This window comes from Candidatus Phytoplasma pyri, assembly GCF_046600495.1.
In the GTDB taxonomy this organism is placed as follows: Bacteria; Bacillota_I; Bacilli_A; order Acholeplasmatales; family Acholeplasmataceae; genus Phytoplasma; species Phytoplasma pyri.
In genome coordinates this window covers 1-22,189 of the sequence record NZ_JBKIOZ010000004.1, presented here as the reverse complement: position 1 = coordinate 22,189, position 22,189 = coordinate 1, and the positions used below count along the sequence as shown (strand labels likewise).

16 protein-coding genes, 1 tRNA gene and 1 other RNA gene are annotated in these 22,189 nt (G+C 24.3%); 1 reads left to right on the top strand and 17 read right to left on the bottom strand.

The window, feature by feature from the left end; genetic code table 11:
* The first annotated feature begins 287 nt into the window (after positions 1 to 287).
* A complete protein-coding gene (locus ACLHHF_RS01645; RefSeq protein ID WP_411308094.1) occupies positions 288 to 1,130 on the top strand; it encodes an alpha/beta hydrolase in 843 nt (280 codons plus the stop codon).
* A gap of 55 nt (positions 1,131 to 1,185) precedes the next feature.
* Here the strand turns inward: ACLHHF_RS01645 and tuf are convergent, their stop codons facing one another.
* From tuf to ACLHHF_RS01560, 17 genes are all read right to left on the bottom strand, one after another.
* Positions 1,186 to 2,364, bottom strand: coding sequence for an elongation factor Tu (gene tuf, locus ACLHHF_RS01640; RefSeq protein WP_411308093.1), 1,179 nt, complete (start codon positions 2,362 to 2,364; stop codon positions 1,186 to 1,188).
* 74 nt (positions 2,365 to 2,438) lie between these two features.
* The gene (fusA, locus tag ACLHHF_RS01635; protein ID WP_411308091.1) at positions 2,439 to 4,505 is read right to left on the bottom strand and encodes an elongation factor G; all 2,067 of its coding nucleotides are present in this window, start codon (positions 4,503 to 4,505) and stop codon (positions 2,439 to 2,441) included.
* 34 nt (positions 4,506 to 4,539) lie between these two features.
* Positions 4,540 to 5,010 carry a 30S ribosomal protein S7 gene (gene rpsG / locus ACLHHF_RS01630; RefSeq protein ID WP_411308090.1) on the bottom strand — a complete coding sequence of 157 codons (471 nt, stop codon included), beginning with the start codon at positions 5,008 to 5,010 and terminating at the stop codon, positions 4,540 to 4,542.
* Between the two features lie 52 nt (positions 5,011 to 5,062).
* Positions 5,063 to 5,476 (bottom strand): 30S ribosomal protein S12, encoded by a 414-nt coding sequence (gene rpsL, locus ACLHHF_RS01625; RefSeq protein ID WP_411308089.1) that lies wholly within the window; start codon positions 5,474 to 5,476, stop codon positions 5,063 to 5,065.
* 197 nt (positions 5,477 to 5,673) lie between these two features.
* Positions 5,674 to 9,726 (bottom strand): DNA-directed RNA polymerase subunit beta', encoded by a 4,053-nt coding sequence (gene rpoC, locus ACLHHF_RS01620; RefSeq protein WP_411308088.1) that lies wholly within the window; start codon positions 9,724 to 9,726, stop codon positions 5,674 to 5,676.
* A gap of 2 nt (positions 9,727 to 9,728) precedes the next feature.
* The gene (rpoB, locus tag ACLHHF_RS01615) at positions 9,729 to 13,556 is read right to left on the bottom strand and encodes a DNA-directed RNA polymerase subunit beta (RefSeq protein WP_411308087.1); all 3,828 of its coding nucleotides are present in this window, start codon (positions 13,554 to 13,556) and stop codon (positions 9,729 to 9,731) included.
* A gap of 181 nt (positions 13,557 to 13,737) precedes the next feature.
* Positions 13,738 to 14,121, bottom strand: a complete 384-nt coding sequence (rplL, locus tag ACLHHF_RS01610; RefSeq protein ID WP_411308086.1) for a 50S ribosomal protein L7/L12 — start codon at positions 14,119 to 14,121, stop codon at positions 13,738 to 13,740.
* A 15-nt stretch (positions 14,122 to 14,136) separates the two neighbouring features.
* On the bottom strand, positions 14,137 to 14,625 hold the full coding sequence (gene rplJ / locus ACLHHF_RS01605; RefSeq protein WP_411308085.1) for a 50S ribosomal protein L10: 489 nt from the start codon (positions 14,623 to 14,625) through the stop codon (positions 14,137 to 14,139).
* Between the two features lie 167 nt (positions 14,626 to 14,792).
* Entirely contained in the window at positions 14,793 to 15,488 is a 696-nt protein-coding gene (gene rplA / locus ACLHHF_RS01600) for a 50S ribosomal protein L1 (protein ID WP_411308084.1), read from the bottom strand.
* A 55-nt stretch (positions 15,489 to 15,543) separates the two neighbouring features.
* Positions 15,544 to 15,969, bottom strand: a complete 426-nt coding sequence (rplK, locus tag ACLHHF_RS01595; protein WP_411308083.1) for a 50S ribosomal protein L11 — start codon at positions 15,967 to 15,969, stop codon at positions 15,544 to 15,546.
* A gap of 75 nt (positions 15,970 to 16,044) precedes the next feature.
* Positions 16,045 to 16,632: a transcription termination/antitermination protein NusG gene (gene nusG / locus ACLHHF_RS01590; RefSeq protein WP_411308082.1), complete on the bottom strand. Its 588-nt coding sequence runs from the start codon at positions 16,630 to 16,632 to the stop codon at positions 16,045 to 16,047.
* 3 nt (positions 16,633 to 16,635) lie between these two features.
* Positions 16,636 to 17,019 carry a preprotein translocase subunit SecE gene (gene secE, locus ACLHHF_RS01585; protein WP_411308081.1) on the bottom strand — a complete coding sequence of 128 codons (384 nt, stop codon included), beginning with the start codon at positions 17,017 to 17,019 and terminating at the stop codon, positions 16,636 to 16,638.
* A gap of 37 nt (positions 17,020 to 17,056) precedes the next feature.
* On the bottom strand, positions 17,057 to 17,206 hold the full coding sequence (gene rpmG / locus ACLHHF_RS01580; RefSeq protein ID WP_411308080.1) for a 50S ribosomal protein L33: 150 nt from the start codon (positions 17,204 to 17,206) through the stop codon (positions 17,057 to 17,059).
* Between the two features lie 222 nt (positions 17,207 to 17,428).
* Positions 17,429 to 19,252 carry an AAA family ATPase gene (locus ACLHHF_RS01575; RefSeq protein WP_411308079.1) on the bottom strand — a complete coding sequence of 608 codons (1,824 nt, stop codon included), beginning with the start codon at positions 19,250 to 19,252 and terminating at the stop codon, positions 17,429 to 17,431.
* Positions 19,253 to 19,326: 74 nt separating this feature from the next.
* Positions 19,327 to 19,738, bottom strand: an RNA gene (gene rnpB / locus ACLHHF_RS01570) — RNase P RNA component class B.
* Positions 19,739 to 19,793: 55 nt separating this feature from the next.
* Positions 19,794 to 21,974, bottom strand: coding sequence for a polyribonucleotide nucleotidyltransferase (locus tag ACLHHF_RS01565; RefSeq protein ID WP_411308078.1), 2,181 nt, complete (start codon positions 21,972 to 21,974; stop codon positions 19,794 to 19,796).
* A gap of 114 nt (positions 21,975 to 22,088) precedes the next feature.
* Positions 22,089 to 22,164 (bottom strand) — tRNA-Asn (locus ACLHHF_RS01560).
* Positions 22,165 to 22,189: the final 25 nt, after the last annotated feature.

Below are 22,189 nucleotides of genomic sequence, written 5' to 3'. Positions count from 1 at the left end.
CAAATATAAATAAAATAAAAAAATTCGGAACCTTTTCACAAAAAATTATGTATAATATAGTGTAGAGAGTGTAGAGATTTTTTAAAAATTATTTTAAAAAAAATTTTAAAAAAATCATCATTTAAAAAAATAAAAAACCTAATTAGTTATTTTATTTTTTTAAATATTCTAAAAAAATGCAATACTTCGACTGGTTATTTTTTTAAAAAATAAAAAATATTTATTATTATTTTTAAATTTTATTAAAATAATAATAAATAATTAAATAAACAGGAGAATAATTAATATTGAAAACAAAATATTTCGTAAATAATAATTTTTTTTTAATTACTAGTTTAATTTTATTAATTAATTTTAATTTATTTTTTTTAACTCGAAATATTTATGCTTATTCGGATGATTTAGCGGATATTATGCATTATGAATTTAAAAAAGTGGCTAATGCAAAAGCGAATGTAATTATAACTAACGAAATAACCTCGAATTCGAAAAAATATAAAAATTTAGTAAATACCTTAAAAAAAAATAAATATAATGTCTTTTTATATGATATTCGCGGCTATAATAAAAGCGCATATAATAAAATCGCTAATGATAATTTAGAAATTTTATTAAAAGATTTACAAAAAATATTAATTTTTCTAAAAAATAATCAGCAATTACCAAATTTTTTATTAGGTAATATGATTAGTGGAATTTTAAATAATTGTTACATACTAAAATATAATGATGTTAATGGTGTTATTAATATTGCTACTCCAACAACAATTTTCAAATCTTATTTTTTAGATTTAAAAAACAATTATAAATTAAACCTAATCAAAAATAATCTTAAAATAAACCCTATTTTTATTCAAAATGTTATAATTCCGGGGATAAATTATTTAAATGAAAACTTAGATAAATATAATGTGCCATTTTTAGTATTACATGGACAAAAAGATTCAATCGTTCCATATGATAATAGCACCAATTTTTTTACAATTGTTAACGCAATAAATAAAAAAATGAAATTATATGAAAATTCAGCGCACGATTTATTTAATGATAATAATCATCAACAAGTAAATACGGATATTATTGAATGGCTTAATCAACAAATCAATAAAATTAATTTTATTCATGAATAATAAATTAAAATAAAATTGAATAAAAAAAACTCTGTTATTTTTAACAGAGTTTTTTTTATTCAATAATTTTAGTTACTGTTCCAGCTCCTATTGTGCGTCCACCTTCACGAATAGAAAATTTAGTACCTTCTTCAATAGCAATCGGATGATTTAATTTAACAATAATTTCTGTTCTATCGCCTGGTAATACCATTTTTACATCTTCTTTTAATTCAATAATACCAGTAATATCTGTAGTACGAAAATAAAATTGCGGTCTGTAATTAGAAAAAAATGCAGTATGACGACCACCCTCTTGTTGAGTTAAAATATAAACTTGAGACAAAAATTTATGATAAGCATTTAAAGAACCTGGTTTAGCTAAAACTTGACCTCTTTCGATTTGATCACGAGTAATACCACGTAATAAAATACCTACGTTATCACCAGCTTGAGCAAAATCTAATTCTTTTTTAAACATTTCAAGACCAGTAATAACAGCTTTTTTAGTTTCTTTTAAACCAATAATCTCAACTTCTTCACTAATCTTAATTTTTCCTCTTTCTACACGACCAGTAGCAACAGTCCCACGGCCAGTAATAGTATGAACTCCTTCAACTGGCATTAAAAATGGTTTTTCTACATCACGAATTGGATCTTCAATATATTGATCTAAAACTTCTAATAATTTATTTATACCTTCAACATCTGTACCTTCTAAAGCTTTTAAAGCTGAACCTCTAATAAAAGGAGTTTTATCACCATCAAATTTATATTCGTTTAATAACTCACGAACTTCCATTTCTACTAAATTAATCCATTCTTCATCTTTAACTAAATCACATTTATTCAAAAATACTATTAATTTAGATATACCAACTTGACCAGCTAATAAAACATGTTCACGAGTTTGTGGCATTACCCCATGATAAGCAGAAACAACTAAAATACCGGCATCCATTTGGGCAGCACCTGTAATCATATTTTTAACATAATCAGCGTGTCCAGGACAATCAACGTGAGCATAATGTCTTTTTTCAGTTTCATAAGAAACATGAGTAGTATTAATAGTTATACCACGTTCTTTTTCTTCTTTAGTTTTATCAATTTGATCATATGATTTATTTTCTGCTAAGCCTTTTGTTGATAAAATTTTAGTAATAGCAGCAGTTAAAGTAGTTTTTCCATGATCAACGTGACCAATAGTTCCTACATTAACATGTACTTTATCTCTTAAAAATACTTTACTAGACATTTTTATTTAATTCTCCTTTTAAAAATTATTTTTTAATATTCATAATCATATTTATTTTAATATATTTTTATAATTCAATTGCGTTTTTTAATAATTTCTTCAGTAATATTTTTAGGTGCCTTTTCATATTTTAAAAATTTCATAATGAAACTAGCTCTACCTTGAGTATTAGAACGTAAAATAGTAGCATAACCAAACATTTCAGAAAGAGGAACTAGTGCTTTAATAATAATAGTATTTTCCCTAGAATCTTGATTTTCTAATTTTCCCCTTCTAGAAGTTAAATCACCAATTACATTTCCAATATAATCATTAGGAGTAATAATTTCAACTTCCATAATAGGTTCTAAAATAACAGGATTACCTTCATTTTTGGTTTGTTTTAAAGCCATAGAAGCAGCAATTTTAAAAGCTATTTCAGAAGAATCTACATCATGATATGAACCATCAATTAAAGTTGCCTTAACATCTATTAAAGGAAAACCCGCTAAAATACCATTTGATAAAGATTCTTCTAATCCTTTTTTAACTGCCGGAATATATTCTTTAGGAATAACTCCACCTACAATTTTATTAACAAATTCGTTACCTTTATCTGGGTTAGGTTCAAAACAAATAACAACATGTCCGTATTGACCTCTTCCGCCTGACTGACGAATAAATTTCCCTTCCATAGTAGAAATTTTTGTTAAAGTTTCACGATAAGCTACTTGAGGTTGATTTACATTAGCTTCTACTTTAAATTCAGTTTTTAAACGATCTAAAATAATTTCTAAATGTAACTCACCCATACCTGCTATAATAGTTTGACCAGTTTCACGATTAGTATAAATTTTAAAAGTAGGATCTTCTTCAGATAATTTAGATAAAGCGATTCCAATTTTATCTTGATCAGCTTTAGTTTTTGGCTCAATAGCAATTTCTATTACTGGTTCAGGAAAATTCATAGATTCTAAAATAATATCATTATTTATTGAAGTTAAAGTATCACCGGTTGTAGTATTTTTTAAACCTACTGCTGCAACAATATCACCCGCATATACTTCCTTAATTTCTTCTCTAGAATTAGCATGCATTTGTAACAAACGTCCTAATCGTTCTTTAACTTGTTTAGTGGCATTAGTAATATAAGAACCTGTTTTTATTGTACCAGCATAAACACGAAAAAAAGTTAATTTACCTACATAAGGATCAGTCATAACTTTAAAAGCTAAAGCAGTAAAAGGTTCATCGTCTGAAGTTTTTCTAATAATTTCTTTATTTTCAAAATTACAACCCACTATCGAAGAAACATCTATAGGAGAAGGTAAATAATCAATAATAGCATCTAATATTTTTTTAACTCCCTTATTTTTAAAAGCTGAACCACATAAAACTGGAAAAAAATCAGCTTTTAAAGTAGCTTGTCTAATCACATTTTTTAATTTTTCAACAGTAATTTCTTTACCATTCAAATAATCCATCATTAATTCTTCATCATAATTAGCCATTTTTTCAATTAATTCTATTCTTTTGCTTTGAGCTAATTTTTGCATATAATCTGGAATTTCAATAGTTTTAAATTTTTCATCTGGGGTACCTAAAAACTCGACTCCAGTCATTTCTAATAAATCGATTATACCTTTAAATTCATTTTCTGAACCTATAGGTAATTGAATAGGAGCAGCATTAATACCTAATCTTTGATGTAAAGTTTTAACAGCGTAATCAAAACTAGCACCAATTTTATCCATTTTATTAACAAAAATAATTCTTGGTACTTTATATTCAGTAGCTTGACGCCAAACAGTTTCTGTTTGAGGTTCAACTCCAGCTTTAGCATCTATAACTGTTACCGCACCATCTAAAACTCTTAATGATCTCGAAACCTCAACAGTAAAATCAACATGACCTGGAGTATCAATAATATTAATTCTATGTTCTTTCCAAAAAGCAGTAGTTGCAGCAGAAGTAATAGTGATTCCTCTTTCTTGTTCTTGTTTCATCCAATCCATTTGTGAATCACCATCGTGAGTTTCACCAATTTTATGAATCTTACCAGTATGAAACAAAATTCTTTCTGTTGTAGTAGTTTTTCCTGCATCAATATGAGCCATAATACCAATATTACGTGTTTTTTCCATAGGAAATTTACGAGGCATTTTTTTCTCCTTAGTTTAATTCCTTATTTATAAATTACCAACGATAATGCGCAAAAGATTTATTAGCCTCAGCCATACGATGTATTTCTTCTCTTTTTTTTACTGCTAAACCATTACCAGAAGCAGCATCAATAATTTCTTTAGCAAGTTTTTGTTGCATTGTTTTTTCATTACGTTTTTGAGCAAATTGCACTAACCATCTTAAACCTAAAGATTGTCTTCTTTCAGGACGAACTTCAGAGGGAATTTGATATTTTTGACCACCTATACGTCTAGAACGAACTTCCAATTCAGGCATAATATTTTTTAAAGCTTCATTAAAAACAACAATAGGTTCACGTTGAGTAATTTCTTTTACCTTATTAAAAGCTCCATACAAAATAGTTTGAGCAGTTTCTTTTTTACCATCTTTCATAATAGTATTAATAGTTTTAGTAACTAACTTAGAATTATAAAAAACATCAGGTAAAACATCGCGTTTATTTATACTTTTCTTACGTGGCATGTTAAGTTTATTCACCTATTTTCTTTTTTTATATTTAAATTTTTAATAATTTTTAATTTTTATTTTTTTTAGAACCATATTTAGAACGACTTTGTTTACGATTAATAACACCTTTAGCATCTAATATTCCTCTAATTATATGATAACGTACACCAGGTAAATCTTTAACACGACCACCGCGTATTAAAACTACACTATGTTCTTGTAAAGTATGACCAATTCCTGGAATATAAGCATTAACTTCGGTACCATTACTTAAACGAACTCTAGCGTATTTACGTAAAGCAGAATTAGGTTTTTTAGGCGTCATTGTTGTTACTCGAATACAAACCCCACTTTTTTGAGGAGATTTATATTTTTTAACTTTGTTTTTTAAATTATTAAAACCATAACTTAAAGATGGTGCTTTAGTTTTGACAATTTTATCAACTCGTCTTTTTCTAATTAATTGCGAAATAGTAGGCACAATTTACTCCTTTCTAAAATTGAATATTTTTAACTTTAAATTTAGAAATATATAATTTTATCATTATAATTATATATAATTATAAACATTTATTAAAAAAAGTCAATAATTTAATCTTAAAAAATATAAAAATAAAATATATTTTAAAAATTAAATTATTTTTTTATTTTTGAAAAAAATTATAATTTTAATATTTACTAATTATCTTCTATAGAATTTGAAGATTTATATTCAAAACTAGAAGCTTCTAAAATACCAGTTCCAGCAGGTATTAAACCACCTACAATAACATTTTCTTTTAAACCTTCTAAACGATCAACTTTGCCTCTAATAGCTGCATCAATTAAAATTTTAGTAGCAGTTTGAAAAGATGCTGCAGATAAAAAAGATTCACTTTTTAAAGAAGAACTTGTAATGCCTAACAATATTGGTTTTCCAGCTGCTAAAGATTTATTTTGTTTTAACATTTCGAGGTTAGTTTTTTTAAATTTTTGAATATTAATTTCCGAACCTGGTAATAAATCAGTATCTCCTTCATAAATTATTAATAAATGAGTTAACATTTTATGAATTATAATTTCAATATGTTTATCACTGATAGACACATTTTGTGTTCGATAAACACTTTGCACTTCTTCTAAAATATATTTTTGAGTTTCTACAATATTCGTTGCTCTTAATAATTCTTTTAAATCAATAGAACCAGAAGTTAATTTTTGACCAGATTTTATTTTCATACCTTTATGAACTAAAATTTCAGAATTAATATCCAAAATATAACGTACTTCTTGTTCTTCATCATCAGATAAAATTACGATTTCGGGATTTGAAGTTCTTATTTTTTCAATATTTTTAACTTTACCTTTTAATTCACTAATAATAGCTTTACCTTTAGGTTTTCTTACTTCAAATAATTCTTGAATTCTTGGTAAACCTTGAGTAATATCAGAAACCGAAGCAACACCGCCGGTATGAAAAGTTCTCATAGTTAATTGTGTACCGGGTTCACCAATAGATTGAGCAGCAATAACACCTACTGCTTCACCTATTTCTACTATTTTATTAGTAGCTAAATTTATACCATAATCTTTAATACAAACTCCACGTGGACAATTACAATTTAAAATACTTCTGATTTCTACTTTATTAATTCCTAAATTAATAATTTTATTACAAATATCTTCATTAACCAATTGATTTCTATAAAAAATAATTTTTTTACTTTGAGGATGTAAAATATCTTTACTTAAAAAGCGACCTAATATACGATCGTGCAAAGATATAATTTCCTTACCATCATTTTTAATAGCTTCAACTTCAAAACCTAACTCACTTCCACAATCATCTTTAATTATAATAATATCTTGAGCGACATCCACCAAACGACGAGTTAAATATCCAGATTCAGCTGTTTTTAAAGCAGTATCAGTTGAACCTTTACGAGCTCCATGAGTAGAAATAAAAAATTCTGATACAGTTAATCCTTCTATAAAAGAAGTCTTTACTGGAACTTCAATAATTTCGCCTTTAGGATTATTCATTAAACCTCTCATACCCATTAATTGAGTAAAATTAGAAATGCTTCCACGTGCTCCACTATCACTCATCATAAAAACATGATTATCTTGTTTTAAATCATCCATTAAACCTTCTTGAATCTGATCTCGAACTTCTTTCCATTCTTTAATAACTAAATTTTTACGTTCATAACTAGTTAAAAGACCATTTTCATACCATTCTTCAATTTTAATAATATTTTCTTCTTTTTTTTCTAATAATTCTTTCTTTTTTGAATAAATATTTATATCTTCAAAAGAAATGGTAATACCTGCTAATGTAGAATATTTAAAACCTAAAGATTTAATATCATCTAACATTTTAGAAGTTTCAATAATGGGCATCTTTTTAAAAAATATATTAATTACCATAGATAAAAATTTCTTTTTAAAAGGACTTGGAATCGGAATATCATTTAAAACTTTTTTCGGTTCAACGCCTCTATTAATAAAATAACAATCAGGAGTTTGAATTTCTAAATTATAATTAGTAGGTTCATTAATATAAGGGAAATTTGAAGGTAAAATATTATTAAAAATCATTTTTCCTAAAGTAGTAACTAAATATTTTTCTTTTTGTTCATCCGTAAAATTAGAATTAATACCGCTAGGTTTTACAATTATTCTTGTATGTAAAGCAATTTCTTTTTTTTCAAAAGCAATTTCAGCTTCTTGTAAATTATTAAAAAATTTGCCTTCATTACGATGTTTATGTTGATGTTCTTTATTTTTTTGTTCAATATTAAAACCACCTTCTAAAATACGGCTTTTTTTTTCTTCAATAGTTAAATAATAATTACCTAAAACCATATCTTGCGATGGAGTTACAACTGGACTACCATTTTTAGGGTCTAAAATATTATTAGACATCAACATTAATAAACGAGCTTCTGCTTGTGCTTCTAGAGAAAGAGGTAAATATACTGCCATTTGATCACCATCAAAATCAGCATTAAATGCTGGTGTTACTAAAGGATGTAAACGAATTGCTTTACCATCAATTAATTTTGGTTCAAAAGCTTGTATTCCTAAACGATGTAAAGTTGGAGCTCTATTTAATAGTACTGGATGTTCTTTTACTACTTCTTCTAAAGCTTTCCATACCTGTTCATCCATTCTATCATAAATATGAACAATGTTAGTTTTATCAATACCTTGTTGTTGTAATTTTCTTAAAACAAAAGGTTTAAATAAAATTACTGCCATTTGTCTTGGAATACCACATTGATGCATCTTTAAATGAGGATCAACTATAATTACTGAACGTCCAGAATAATCAACTCTTTTACCTAAAAGATTTTGACGAAAACGACCAGTTTTACCTCTTAATGTTTCTGATAAAGGTTTTAAAGTTTTATTTCTATTAATATTAGAATAATTTTTTTTATTAGGCTTAGTATTATCAAACAAAGCATCTACAGCCTCTTGCAACATTCTTTTTTCATTTTTAATAATTAATTTAGGCGCTTTTTGTTGCAATTGCTTTTTTAAACGACTATTACGATTTAAAATTCTTCTATATAAGTCATTTGAATCAGTAGTAGCAAAACGACCACCGTCTAAAGGAACCATTTGTCTTAAACCACAAGGAAGTACAGGAATAACATCCATAACCATCCACTCTGGTTTATTTTCTGATTTATTAAAATCTTCAAAAATTTTTAACCTTTTGATAATAGCGTTTCTTTTAGGTTTAGGAACTATTTTAAGATTTCTACGTAAAATTTTTATATTTTTTTCTAAATCTAAAGCTTGTAACATTGTTTTAATTGCAATTGCTCCAGTTAAAGCAACGAAACTATTACTAAAATATTCAGAATAATTATTGTACTCCATCTCAGAAATAATTTGTTTTTTATTTAATGAAGATTTTCCGGGTTCAATTACAACATAAGACATATAGTAAACTATTTCTTCAATTTCTTTTGCTTTAATACCTAATAAAATAGATAAACGACTAGGTGAATTGTTAAAATACCAAGTATGTACTACAGGTGTGGCTAATTCAATATGTGCCATTCTTTCTCTTCTAACTTTTGATTCAGTGAATTCTACATTACATCTTGAACAAATTTGCCCTTTGTTAACAATTTGTTTTTTAGCGCAAATACATTGAAAATCTTTTACTGGACCAAAAATTTTTTGACAAAAAAGACCACCAATTTCCGGTTTTGAAGTACGATAATTAATAGTTTCATAATTAACAATTTCGCCATAAGACCACTGTCTAATTTCATCACTAGAAGATAAACGAATTTTAAAATGCTTATAATTTCTATTAGAATTATTTTTTTTAGAATTAGATAATAAATCAGATTGTGAAGAAAATTTAATAGTATCAATTCCATATAAAATAAATAAATTATTTAGATTTTCTATTGCATCTAAATCATTATAAAATATTTTACCTAAAACCTCTTTAGAAGTTAAAATTAAAGAACTAAAATCTGTAATACCATTATCATAAAGTTTTTCTATAACTAATTGTTCTAAATGTAAATTTTTAAAATCAGAAGGTAAAGAATATTGTTTTAATATTGGTATAATACTAGAAAAATCTTCTTTTAATAAATTTTTTAAATCATTTAAATTAAAAATATTAAATTCTTCTAAATAATTAATTCCTAAAAGTTTTAATTTATTAATAATTCGCTCAGAAATATTAATATTTTTTATTTTTATTTTTTTTAACATAATTATATATTATTACTAGAACCCTTCTTTTGGTTTTCAACTAAAGATTTTAATATTTCATTTTCTTTCGTTTTAGAATTAATTAATTCAACATATAAACCTAAAGCTTGAAGTTCTTTAGCAAAAACCCTAAAACTTTCTGGAATCGAAGGTTTAGGAAGTGGTAATCCATTTGTAATAGCACTATAAGTTTTTTGACGTCCAATAATATCATCACTTTTAATAGTTAAAATTTCTTGTAAGGAATTAGCAGCTCCATAAGCATAAAGTGACCAAACTTCCATTTCGCCAAACCTTTGACCACCATTTTGATTTCTACCACCCATAGGCTGTTGAGCCATAAGTGTATAGGGTCCTATATTTCTAGAATGTAATTTATCTTCAACCATATGTGATAATTTAATCATGTACATAACCCCAACAGAAATAGGACTATCAAATGGTTCTCCTGTTCGACCATCATATAAAGTCATTTTACCGTCTAATGATAAATTTGCTTCTTTAATAATTTTTCTTAAATCATCATTATTAACACCATCAAAAACTGGAGTAGCAACTTTAATATTAAGTTTTTTAGCAGCAATTCCTAAATGAATTTCTAAAATTTGACCAATGTTCATTCTACTTGGAACACCTAAAGGATTTAAAATAATATCTATAGTAGTACCATCTTCCATATAAGGTAAATCTTCCTTAGGTAATATTAAAGAAATTACTCCTTTATTACCGTGTCTACCTGCCATTTTGTCGCCTTCTTTAATTTTTCTTTTTTTAGCAATATAAACACGAATATTTTCGTTCACTTCGGGAGGTAAAATATCATTGTTTTCTTTAGAAAAATATTTAACACTTTGAACAATACCACCTTCACCACAAGGAACTCTTAAAGAAGAATCTTTATGTTCTCTAGATTTTTCACCAATAATAACATTAATTAATCTTTCATATGCTGTTTGTTCTACCATACCTTGTGAAGTAATCTTACCAACCAAAATATCTCCTTCTTTAACTTCTGAACCAGGAATAATAATTCCTCTTTCATCTAAATTTTTGATTGCTTCAGCACTTACATTAGGAACTTCTCTAGTAATTTGTTCTATACCAGCACCTTTTTTTAATTCTCTTGTTTGAATTTCATATTTATCAATATGAACCGAAGTATAAACATCATTTATTACCAAATCTTGAGATAAAATAATAGCATCTTCATAATTATAACCTTCCCAAGTCATAAAAGCTACTGTAACATTTCTACCCAAAGCTAATTCTTCTTTATAAGTAGCTGGGCCATCAGTAATAATATCATTTTTATTTACAAAATCACCAGCTAAAACCAAGGGTTTTTGTAAAATTAAAGTATCTTGATTAGATTTAGCAAAATTAATTAATTTATATTCAGTTTGACAACTAAAAACATTTTTTTTATATAAAATTTTAGCCTTTTCATAATTAAATTCTTCTTCATTTTTATAAATTATTTCATCATTAATTTTAATAGTTTTTTTAGGTTTTTCTATAATTACAATTTTTTGAGCATCAGCATAAGTTACATAACCGCTATATTTAGCCAATATTAAACATCCAGAATCTTTAGCAATTCTATGTTCAATGCCAGTACCTACAATAGGTGATTCAGGAATTAAAAGCGGCACTGCTTGTCTTTGCATATTAGCTCCCATTAAAGCACGAGAAGCATCATTATGCTCTAAAAATGGAATAGAAGAAGTAGCTACAGAAACAATTTGTTTAGGTGAAACATCAATATAAGTTATCTTATCTATTTCATGTAAACCTGTTTCACCATTTTTTCTGGCAATAATTTTTTTTTCTTTAAAAGTATTATCAGAATTTAAATAAGTAACTGAAGCAATTACCTCTTTTTCTTCTTGATCGGCAGTTAAATAATCAATATGATCGGAAACTTTAGGTTTGCCTTGTTCATTTTTTATTACCTTTAAATAAGGAGTTTGAATAAAACAATACTTATCCACTTGAGCATAAGTAGATAAAGAAGCAATCAAGCCAATAGAAGGTCCTTCAGGAGTTTCAATTGGACATAATTTAGCATAATGAGAATTATTAATATCTCTAATTTCAATTCCTGCTCGATCACGATCAATACCACCCGTACCTAAAGCTGAAACCCTTCTCTTTTGAGTTAATTCAGCTAAAGGATTTATTTGATCCATAAAATGAGATAAACGAGAACTATTAAAAAAAGTTTTAATAATAGCCGAAAGGGAAGTAAAATTAACTAAACTATTAACGGTAATATTATTAAATTTACTAATAGACATTTTATCTTTAATATTTTTTTCAGAAATAATTAAACCTAATCGAAATTGATTAGTTAAAAGTTCTCCGATTAAACGTAAACGTCGATTACCTAAATGATCAATATCATCCGTTTTGCCTATTTCTTCATAAAGATTTAAATAATAACTAATACTTGCGATAATATCAGAAACAGTAATATGTTGTTTTTTTGTTTCTGACTGTATATTACCAATAACTTTAATAGTTGGTTTAGGATTTCCTAAATTATCTAAAATATAAACTTCTAAAACTTCATTAAAAACGCCTTTACGTTCTTTATGTTTTTGATATAAATATATAATATTACATAAAAAATATTTTGATACTTTATCGTGAATAAATTGTTCGTTTTTTCTAATAATATTAATAACTTGTTCAGTTATTAAAGTATCTTTTTCAACTAAAATTTCTCCTGTTTTTAAATTAATAATATTATCTTTCATATATAATTCAAAAGTTTGATCTTTATTATACTTAGCATAAGTTAATATTTCTTCATTGATTTCATTTTCTAAATTATTTTCGGCATTAACCAATTCAAAAGTAAAATAATTACGTTTATTTTTTAATTTTTCAATTATTTCTTCATTTAAAAAAGTGTTTTTTGATAAAAATATTTCATTAGTTTCTGGATCTATTAAATCTTTAGCTAAATAAGTATTTTTAACACGTAATAAAACATCTAATTTTTGATTAAATTTATATCTTCCTACAGATAATAAATCATATTTTTTAGAATAAAATAATTTAGAAAAAATAAATTCTCTTGCTACATCAACAGGTACTTTTTCACCTCTATGTAATTTAGAATATAATTCTATAATAGCTTCATTAATATTTAAAATTTGATCTTTTTTTAAAGATAAATCTAAAAATTTATTATATCCAAAAATAGACTCAATTTTTTCTTTAGTATCAAAACCTAAACAACAAATAAATTTATTTAAAGGAATTTTTTTCGAACGATCTAGTTTAGCATATAAAAAATCTTTATTGCTTTGTTCGTATTCAATCCAAGCACCACGAGTTGGAATTAATTGAGCTAAATAACGTAATTTAGAATCAAATTTTTTAGTAAAATAAATACCTGAAGAACGAACAATTTGTGAAATTACTACTCTTTCAGTTCCGTTAATAATAAAAGTACCAGAGGGGGTTATTAATGGCAATTCTGTAATTAAAATATTACTTTCTTTAGTTTCTTTAGTTAAAACATTTTCTAATCTAGCTTTAGAAAATAATTGAGAATAATAAGTAATATCTCTATTTTTTGCATCTTCAATGTTATATTTAGGTTTTTCTAAATAAAAATCATCAAAATATAATTTTAAATCACCATTATTGCTTTCAATTGGGGAAATATCTTTCAATATTTTTTTAATACCTTCTTTTAAAAATAATTCAAAAGATTTAGTTTGAATTTCAATTAAATTTGGTAATTCAATATCGTAATTCATTTTTGAATAATTACGACGTTCAGTTTTCGTGCCGTATTTAATATTACGATATTCCATATATAAAAACTCCTATAAATTATTAAATTATTATTAAAACAAATAAATCAGATAATTTTTTTATCATCTAAAAAAATAAAAATTTTGTTTTATGTTTAATTAAACCTTATAAAAAGGTTAAATAAAGATAAAATAAAATTTTAAATATTATAAAATAAAGTAAATATCGAAAACTAAAAAATTATTGAATTTCTACAACAGCTCCAATTAACTCTAATTTATTTTTAATCTCTTCTGCTTTTTCTTTAGAAATTTTTTCTTGAATTTTAGCATCAGAATCATTTAATAATTTTTGTATATCATATAAACCCAAACCGGTAATTTCTTTTAATAATTTAATAATTGGAATTTTATTACTTTTATCACCAAAATCTTTAACTATTACTGAAAATTCTGTCTTTTCTTCTACTTGAGTTTTTTTATTATCTTGATTTGAACCAGGTACAAATAGAGTATTTGGATCTATTCCAAATTCTTCTTTTAAACCATCAACTAATTCTTTAACCTCTAATAAAGACATTTCATTTAAAGAATCAATAAAATTTTTTTTTGTTAATTTAGCCATTTTTTTTTATTTCTCCTATTTTTTTATTTTTGATAACATGCAAAGAAAAGCTGATAACTGAATTAATGGTGTCATCATACCAGAAGCTAACATATTTAACAATATTTCTTTTGAAGGTAAAGAAGCTAAAGAATTAATTTCATCAAACGATGCTACTTTATTTTCAATTATTCCAGAAATAATTTTAATCATAGAATTTTTCTTAGAAAATTCATAAATAATTTTAGCAGGACTTATTAAATCTGTTAAACTATAAACCAAAGCCTTATTACCTTTAAAACAAGAAATTAAATCACTATAATTAGCAGCTTTAGCAGCTCTTTTCATAACATTATTAGTATATATTTTCATTTCACAATCAAATCTTCTTAATTCAGAACGTAATTCTGTAAAAAAACTAACAGGTAGTCCTGTATATTCAAAAACAATAACAGTTTTAGCTTGATTTAATTTATAAGTCAATTGTTCTACAGCTTTTATTTTATCTGCAATAATTAATTTCAAGTTCTTTCTCCTTATATTTTTTACAATTTTTTTAAATAAAAAATATTATATTTCAACAAAGGAAAATAAGAAAAATAAAACTTTAAATAATATCTACCTTAATAGGAAATATTAAATTTATTAAAATTACTATTTTCTTTGATACATTATTTATTTTGTAATAAATTTTATTTATTAGCAAAATTTGGATTAATTCTAACTCCAGGTGACATAGTGCTTGAAATACTAATATTTTTAATATGTAAATTTTTTATATTTTGTTTAGCAAACATTAAATTTTCATACAAAGTTTTAAAATTTTCTAAAATTTGTTTTTCAGAAAAAGAAATTTTGCCAATCATTAAGTTGATATTACCAGTTTTATCTGTACGATATTCAACTTTACCATTTTTAATATCTTTAACAGCTTTAAAAACATCATTAGTTACAGTTTCTGTTTTAGGATTAGGCATTAAACCTTTAGGACCTAAAATACGACCTAACTTGGATAATTGTGGCATCATTTCTGGAGTGGATACTAAAACATCAAAATCAAACCAGTTTTTAGAAATTTTATCGATTATTTCTTTTTCTCCAACATAGTCTGCTCCTGCTTTTTTAGCTGCTTCTTGATCTTCGTTACTTTTAGCAATAACAGCTACTTTTAAAACTTTGCCAGTTCCATGAGGTAAAACTACAACTCCTCTAATATTTTGATCAGCTTTATTAGGATTTATGTTTAACCTAAAAGAGCAATCAACCGAAGCATTAAATTTAACTGTACTAATTTGTTTAATTAATTCAATAGCTTCTTGAAGAGAATATAATTTATTTTTATCAACCATTGTTTTAATTGATAAATATTTTTTTCCTCTTTTTTTCATTAATACAATTCCTTTCTTAAATAAAACAAATCAAATACATTATTGTATATCTTAATTAATCTTCAACTACAATTCCCATATTACGAGCAGTACCTTCAATAATTTTACAAGCACTTTCTAAAGAATAAGCATTTAAATCTGGCATTTTTAAAGTAGCTATTTCTTTAATTTTATCAAATTTAATAGTTGCTACTTTATTTTTATTTGAATTAGCAGAGCCTAATTTAATATTAGCAGATTTTTTTAAAAGACTACTTGCAGTAGGTGTTTTTACAATAAAAGTAAAACTTCTGTCATTATAAACAGAAATAACTGCAGTAACCAAATAATCCATTTTATCTTTTGTTGCTTCATTAAATTGTGAACAAAAAGAAGGAATATTAACTTGAGCTTGACCTAAAGCAGGTCCTACAGGTGGAGCTGGATTAGCTTTTCCAGCTAAAATTTGCAGTTTTATTTTTTTAACAACTTGTTTAGCCATAATATATATCATCCTTTTTTTATTAATAAAAATTTTTATTATTTTGTTTTTAATCAAAAAAATATTAATTAAATTTTAATTAATTTCTTTAAATTGAGAAAAATAAATTTCTATTGGTGTTGAACGTCCAAATAAATCAATTTCAACAGTCACTTTTTCTTGTTGACTATCCACTTGTAAAACTTTACATACTTGACCCGAGAAAGAACCAGAAATTATTTCTACATTTTTACCATTTAAATAATTAAAATCACTTTTAGAAATCATACCTATTCTCATTAAAATTGGTTTTATTTCTTTTTCACTTAAAGGAACAGGTTGTGTATGATTATTTAAAGAACCTAAAAAACCATTAACTCTAGGAATATTTTTCACTAAATAAAAAGAACGTTGAGTCATAATCATTTTAATAAAAATATAACCAGAATAAATCTGTCTTTCTTTTTTTTTTTTTTTACCATCATTTTTAACTTCAGTATAAACTTCTTTAGGAGATACAACTTCAATAATTAAATCTAACATATTCATACTATCAGCTACTTGTAATAAATTATTTTTTACAGAATTTTCACAACCAGAATAAGTTTGTAAAATATACCATTTAGCTTCTTGTTCAATATTTTTATCTTTTTCTTTTTCTAACGTTTTCTTTAAATTTATCATTGTTTATTTCCTATAGGTTAATAAATATTTTAAAATATAGTGAATAAATTGATCAAATAAATAAACCGTAGAAATCAATATTAAAGTAAATAAAATTACACAAAAAATATTAAAAAAAATATCTTTTAAAGAAGGCCAACTAATATATTTTATTTTTAATAAAGAACTCTTAAAAAAAGGATAAATTCCTAATAAAAAATTAAAAAAAGAAAACCCGAATAAAAAATAAGCTAATAATTTATTTTTTTCATAAATTTTCTGATCTAAAAGTACACCAATAAAAATAAAAGAAACATAAAATAATAAAATATTTTTCCAGTCATATTTGTTTGCAATAACTTCTAATAATTGATTTTTTTGTTGTTCTTCATTTTTTTTATATATCATACAAACATAATATTTCCTTTCTCTTTATTTTTAATTACTACTGATTTTCTTTATGTAAAGTATGTCGATTGCAATTAGAACAATATTTTTTTAGAATTAAACGTTTTGAAACATAAATACTATTGGTTTTTGTGTTATAATTACGATTTAAACAAATACTACAAATCAAAATATTTTTTTTTACCATAAAATACCTCTTAAATAAAACAAATAAAAATTTAAACTATTAATATATTTTTTAAAATTATAAAAATAATTCAAAACATTTCTCAATAAATTTTACCATAATTTTTAAAATATTATAGGTTTTTATAATGTCTTTTTTAAAAAAATTTTTTAAAATATAAAAAAAGGTTAATTTTATTTTTGATCATCTAAAGATTTAAAACAATATTATTTTATTTTAATGTTAAATTTTTTTAAATAATTCCGTATTAAATAAAATTTTTGATATTTTACTTTCACTTAAATTTTTTAAAGAAGGCGATATGTTCAATATTTCTTTTTTTATTTTATCATTTAATAATTTTTTTATTCCAATAATTTTATTTTTTTGTGCTTCTGATTGTTGTATTGTTTGTTCTTGAATACGATTATAAAAATCAACTATGTTTTGAAGATAACAAATTTGAATAATTTCTTCAACTGATGAACGAATATCTTTATTTGATTTATTTGCTAATTCATAATTTTTATTATATAAAACAATATTTTTAATATCTTGTAAACCATATAATTTTAAATTTTTTTCAAATTTTTCTACAATAGTTTCAAAATTTGTTATTTCTTTTTCTTGATTAATTTCTTGATTAATTTCTTGATTAATTTTTTTAATATTGTTTTTTAATTTTTCTCTTTCTTCTATATTTATTGACATTCCTAAATCAGTAACCATAGAATAAGCTATTTGATAAGCTTGTTGAAAATCATTAGTAGATCCTAAGGTAACCTCTTCCGAACCATTAAATATTTCTTCAAAAATTCTACCACCTAAAGCAATTTTAATTTCTTGTAAAAAATCTGTTTTATTTTTTAAAATATTTTCTTTTTCAGGAAAATTAATAGTGTATCCTTGAACAGATCCTCTTTGTTCTAAAGAAATTCTTTGAACTCTATAACGATTAATTAAAGCAAAAAAAGCATGACCCAATTCATGAATAATTAAAATTTTTTTATCTTTTTCATTATTTTCTAATGATGATATAGAAGTTTTAGGACCTAAAATAACTGTATCAATTGAATCATAAATTTTTTCTATTATTTGATCAAATTTTTTTTCTTCTATGTTTTCTTTTAATAATAAGTATTTGAAATTTTTAAATAATGAATTTATTTGAGCAGGATTAAATTTAAATTTAAACATAAAAGAAGATAAATCTTTTATTTTTGTTTCATAATCTTTTTCATTTTTAAAATTATTAAAAATTTTTTGAAGCAAATCATCTTTTTGAATAAAATATTCAATAATTTCTTTAATCATTTTTTGATCAGGTAAATCTACTTTAATCTTTTTACCTAAACGCCCTGACCGCGTTAAAGCTTCATCTAATAATTTTTCTCTATTAGTAGATGCAATAAAAACTGCTTTAGGTTCATTTTGATTATTATTATTAAAACCATCTAATTGAACTAATAATTCATTTAAAATAGAATCATTTTTACTAGTATCATCCAAAGCTCTATCTCTACCAAGAGCATCAATTTCATCAACAAAAATAAAGTAAACTTTTTGACCATTTTTTTGTGATCTTTCTTTAGCTACTTCAAAAATACTTCTAATTCTAGAAGCACCAACACCTACATATTTTTCTTGAAAAGAAGAAGCTGAAAAATAATAAAAATCTGCAATGCCTTTTTTTTGAACTGAACCAGCTAAAGCTTTAACTAAAAATGTTTTACCAGTGCCTGGAGGTCCATATAGTAAAATTCCTCTTTCAATAGTTGATTCATCTCTTGTTCCTTCGGCAAATTCAAGTAATTTTTTCATTTCTATTTTTATATCTTCATAACCTTGAATATCTTCTAAAGTATTTGTCTCATTTTTAATTAAATGTTTTTCAACCCAAAATAATTCATTTTCACTCATAATAGATAATTTATTATTATTAAATTGATATAAAAATATAATTATAGCAATAATAATCAATAAGTTTACTATAAATGATAAAATTTTACCAATAATATAAAAATAAAAATAAATTTTTTTATTTCTTTCTTCTTTTCTTAAATTCATATATAATTTATCCAAACTATAATATTATTTTTTGAAATCATAAAATATAAAAATAATAAAAAGTACCAAATAATATGCATAAGCCATGTTCTGTTCCTGTTTTTTAACAAGTGCGATCATTTATCTCTATTTTTTAAAAAAAATAGTATAAGAATTAAATTTATTTTTTCAAAAGGAACTATTAATTCTCATATGCCCCTACCATAATTTTGGGTTGTTAGCTTGAGGGGTTTACCGCGTTTCACATAATTATTTATAATTATCTCGTCTCTGTGGCACTTTATTTTTTCTTTTCGTAAACTATTATTTTTATTCATAGCCCTTAGAATTGAAAAAGCCGTTACCTATAATAAATTTAAGGTACTCTAAGTTATTTTTTCCTTAGACACAAACACTACATGTCTTCCTTTAAACATGTGCTAACATGGACTTTCCTAAAATTAAAATTATTTTTAAATTAATTTTAACCCTCGATCGCCTTCTATTAATTTGGTAACTATTTTAATTTTAACAAATTTTTAAATATTTATATATTTTTTATTTAAACATCTTTTTTAGATAAATCTATTTGGCCACGTTCATTAATTTTAATACATTTCGCTAAAATAACTTGACCTATCTTCAAAACATCTTCAACTTTATCAACTTTATAATTTTCTAATTTACTAATATGAATAAAACCTTCAACACCAGGAAAAATTTCTGCTATTGCTCCAAATGTTTTATCCATTTTATCTCTAACAAAACGTAAAATTTTAACTTCATATACAGTTTCTACTTTAATTTTTTTTAAAAAATTTTTTATATAAGTAATTGTTAAATCAACAATTTCCATATTTTGATGCATAATATAAATTTTTCCATCTTGCATAATATCAATTTTAACATTATCATGTTTTTCAATAATTTGATTAATTATTTTACCGCCGCTACCAATAATATCACGTATTTTTTCTGGATTAATTAAAATCATTTTAACTTTAGGAGCATATTTAGAAACTTCATTTCGAGACTTATTAATTACTTTTTCCATTTCATTTAAAATCTTTATTCTATCTTTTTTTGCTTGTTTTAAAACTTTTTCAAAAATTTCTAACGTTATTCCTTTAATTTTAATATCTAATTGTAAAGCTGTAATACCTAATTTAGTACCAGCAATTTTAAAATCTATATCACCTTGATAATCTTCTAATCCTTCAATATCACTTAAAATAGTATAATTTTTTATTTTATCAATATTATCAACAATCAAACCCATAGCTATACCAGCTACTAAAGATTTTAAAGGTACTCCAGCAGACATTAAGGCCATAGAAGAAGAACAAACACTAGCTTGCGAAGATGAACCATTTGAATCTAAAATTTCTGAAACTACACGAATAGAATAAGGAAAATGATTTTCAGATGGTAAAACACATTCTAAAGCTTTTTCTGCTAACATACCATGTCCTATTTCTCTTCTACTAGGAGCTAAATATCTACCCACTGAACCAACAGCAAAAGCAGGAAAATTATAATGAATCATAAAACGTTTATCAACTTCATCTGATAAATCATCAATAATTTTACTTTCTCTTAAAGTTCCTAAAGTAACAATAGCTAAACTTTGAGTTCCACCACGAGTAAATAAAGCTGAGCCATGAGTTCTAGGTAAAATATCAATACGAGATGTAATTGATCGAATTTCTGAAGAATTTCTTCCATCGGGTCTAATATTTTCTTTCAAAATTGTTTCTCTAATGATATTTCTAACTAAAAAATCAAATATAATCTCAACCTCATTTAAATATAATTTTTGATTTTCTAAATCTAATAAATTTAAATTATCTTTTTTATTAGTTAAAAATTTTTCTTTATAATTTTCTAATACATCTTCTTTTAATTTTTTTAAAATATCAGATTTTTTTACATTATTAGTATTGATTTTATTTTTTAAAATCATTTCTATTTTAGAAAAATATTGATCTTTAATTTCAGTTTTTAATAACTTATTAAAACTATATAATGGTAATTCCATTTTCTTTTTACCGATTTTATTAGCAATTTCTGTTTGAAATAAACAAAGTTTTTTGATAATTTCGTGACCAAATTTAATAGATTCTAAAAAATTATTTTCACTAATTTCTTTAGAACTCATTTCAACCATATTTAAACTATCTTTAGTTCCTGATAAAATTAAAAAAAATGAAGAATTTTCTCTTTGAGATGTTGTAGGATTAACAATTAAATTATCACCAATCTTACCAATACAAACACTAGAAACTGGTTCAAAAAAAGGAATATCAGAAATTAATAAAGCTAAAGAACTACCAAATAAAGCAATATTTTCGTTGTTACCATCCGGATCACTACTTAAAACCATATTTATCAACTGAACTTCATTTTTAAAATTTTTAGAAAATAAAGGTCTTATTGAACGATCAATTAAACGAGAACAAAGAATTTCTTGATCAGAAGGTTTTCCTTCTCTTCTTAAAAAACCTCCAGGAATTTTACCAGCAGCATATAATTTTTCTTGATAATTAACAGTTAAAGGTAAAAAATTTAAAAATTTTTTTCTCTCTCCGCAAACAGAAACACTTAAAATAACAGTATCTTTATAAAATAGCATTACAGAACCATTAGCTTGTCTTGATATTTCGCCAGTTTCAACTCTTAAAACGTTATTTTCAAAAATAATTTCAAAAACTTTTTTATTATTATTTTGAGTATTTAAATCCATATTCAGAATCCTTTCTTAATAATAATTAATTTTATGTAAAATATTTGGAATTATTTTTGAAAATAAAAAATATTTAAAAATCTTAATTAAAAATTTATTAATTATATAAAAATATGGCGCCTATGCTAGGGCTCGAACCTAGGACCCTCTGATTAACAGTCAGATGCTCTACCAACTGAGCTACATAGGCAAATTTTTAATTTTCTATTTGTTAA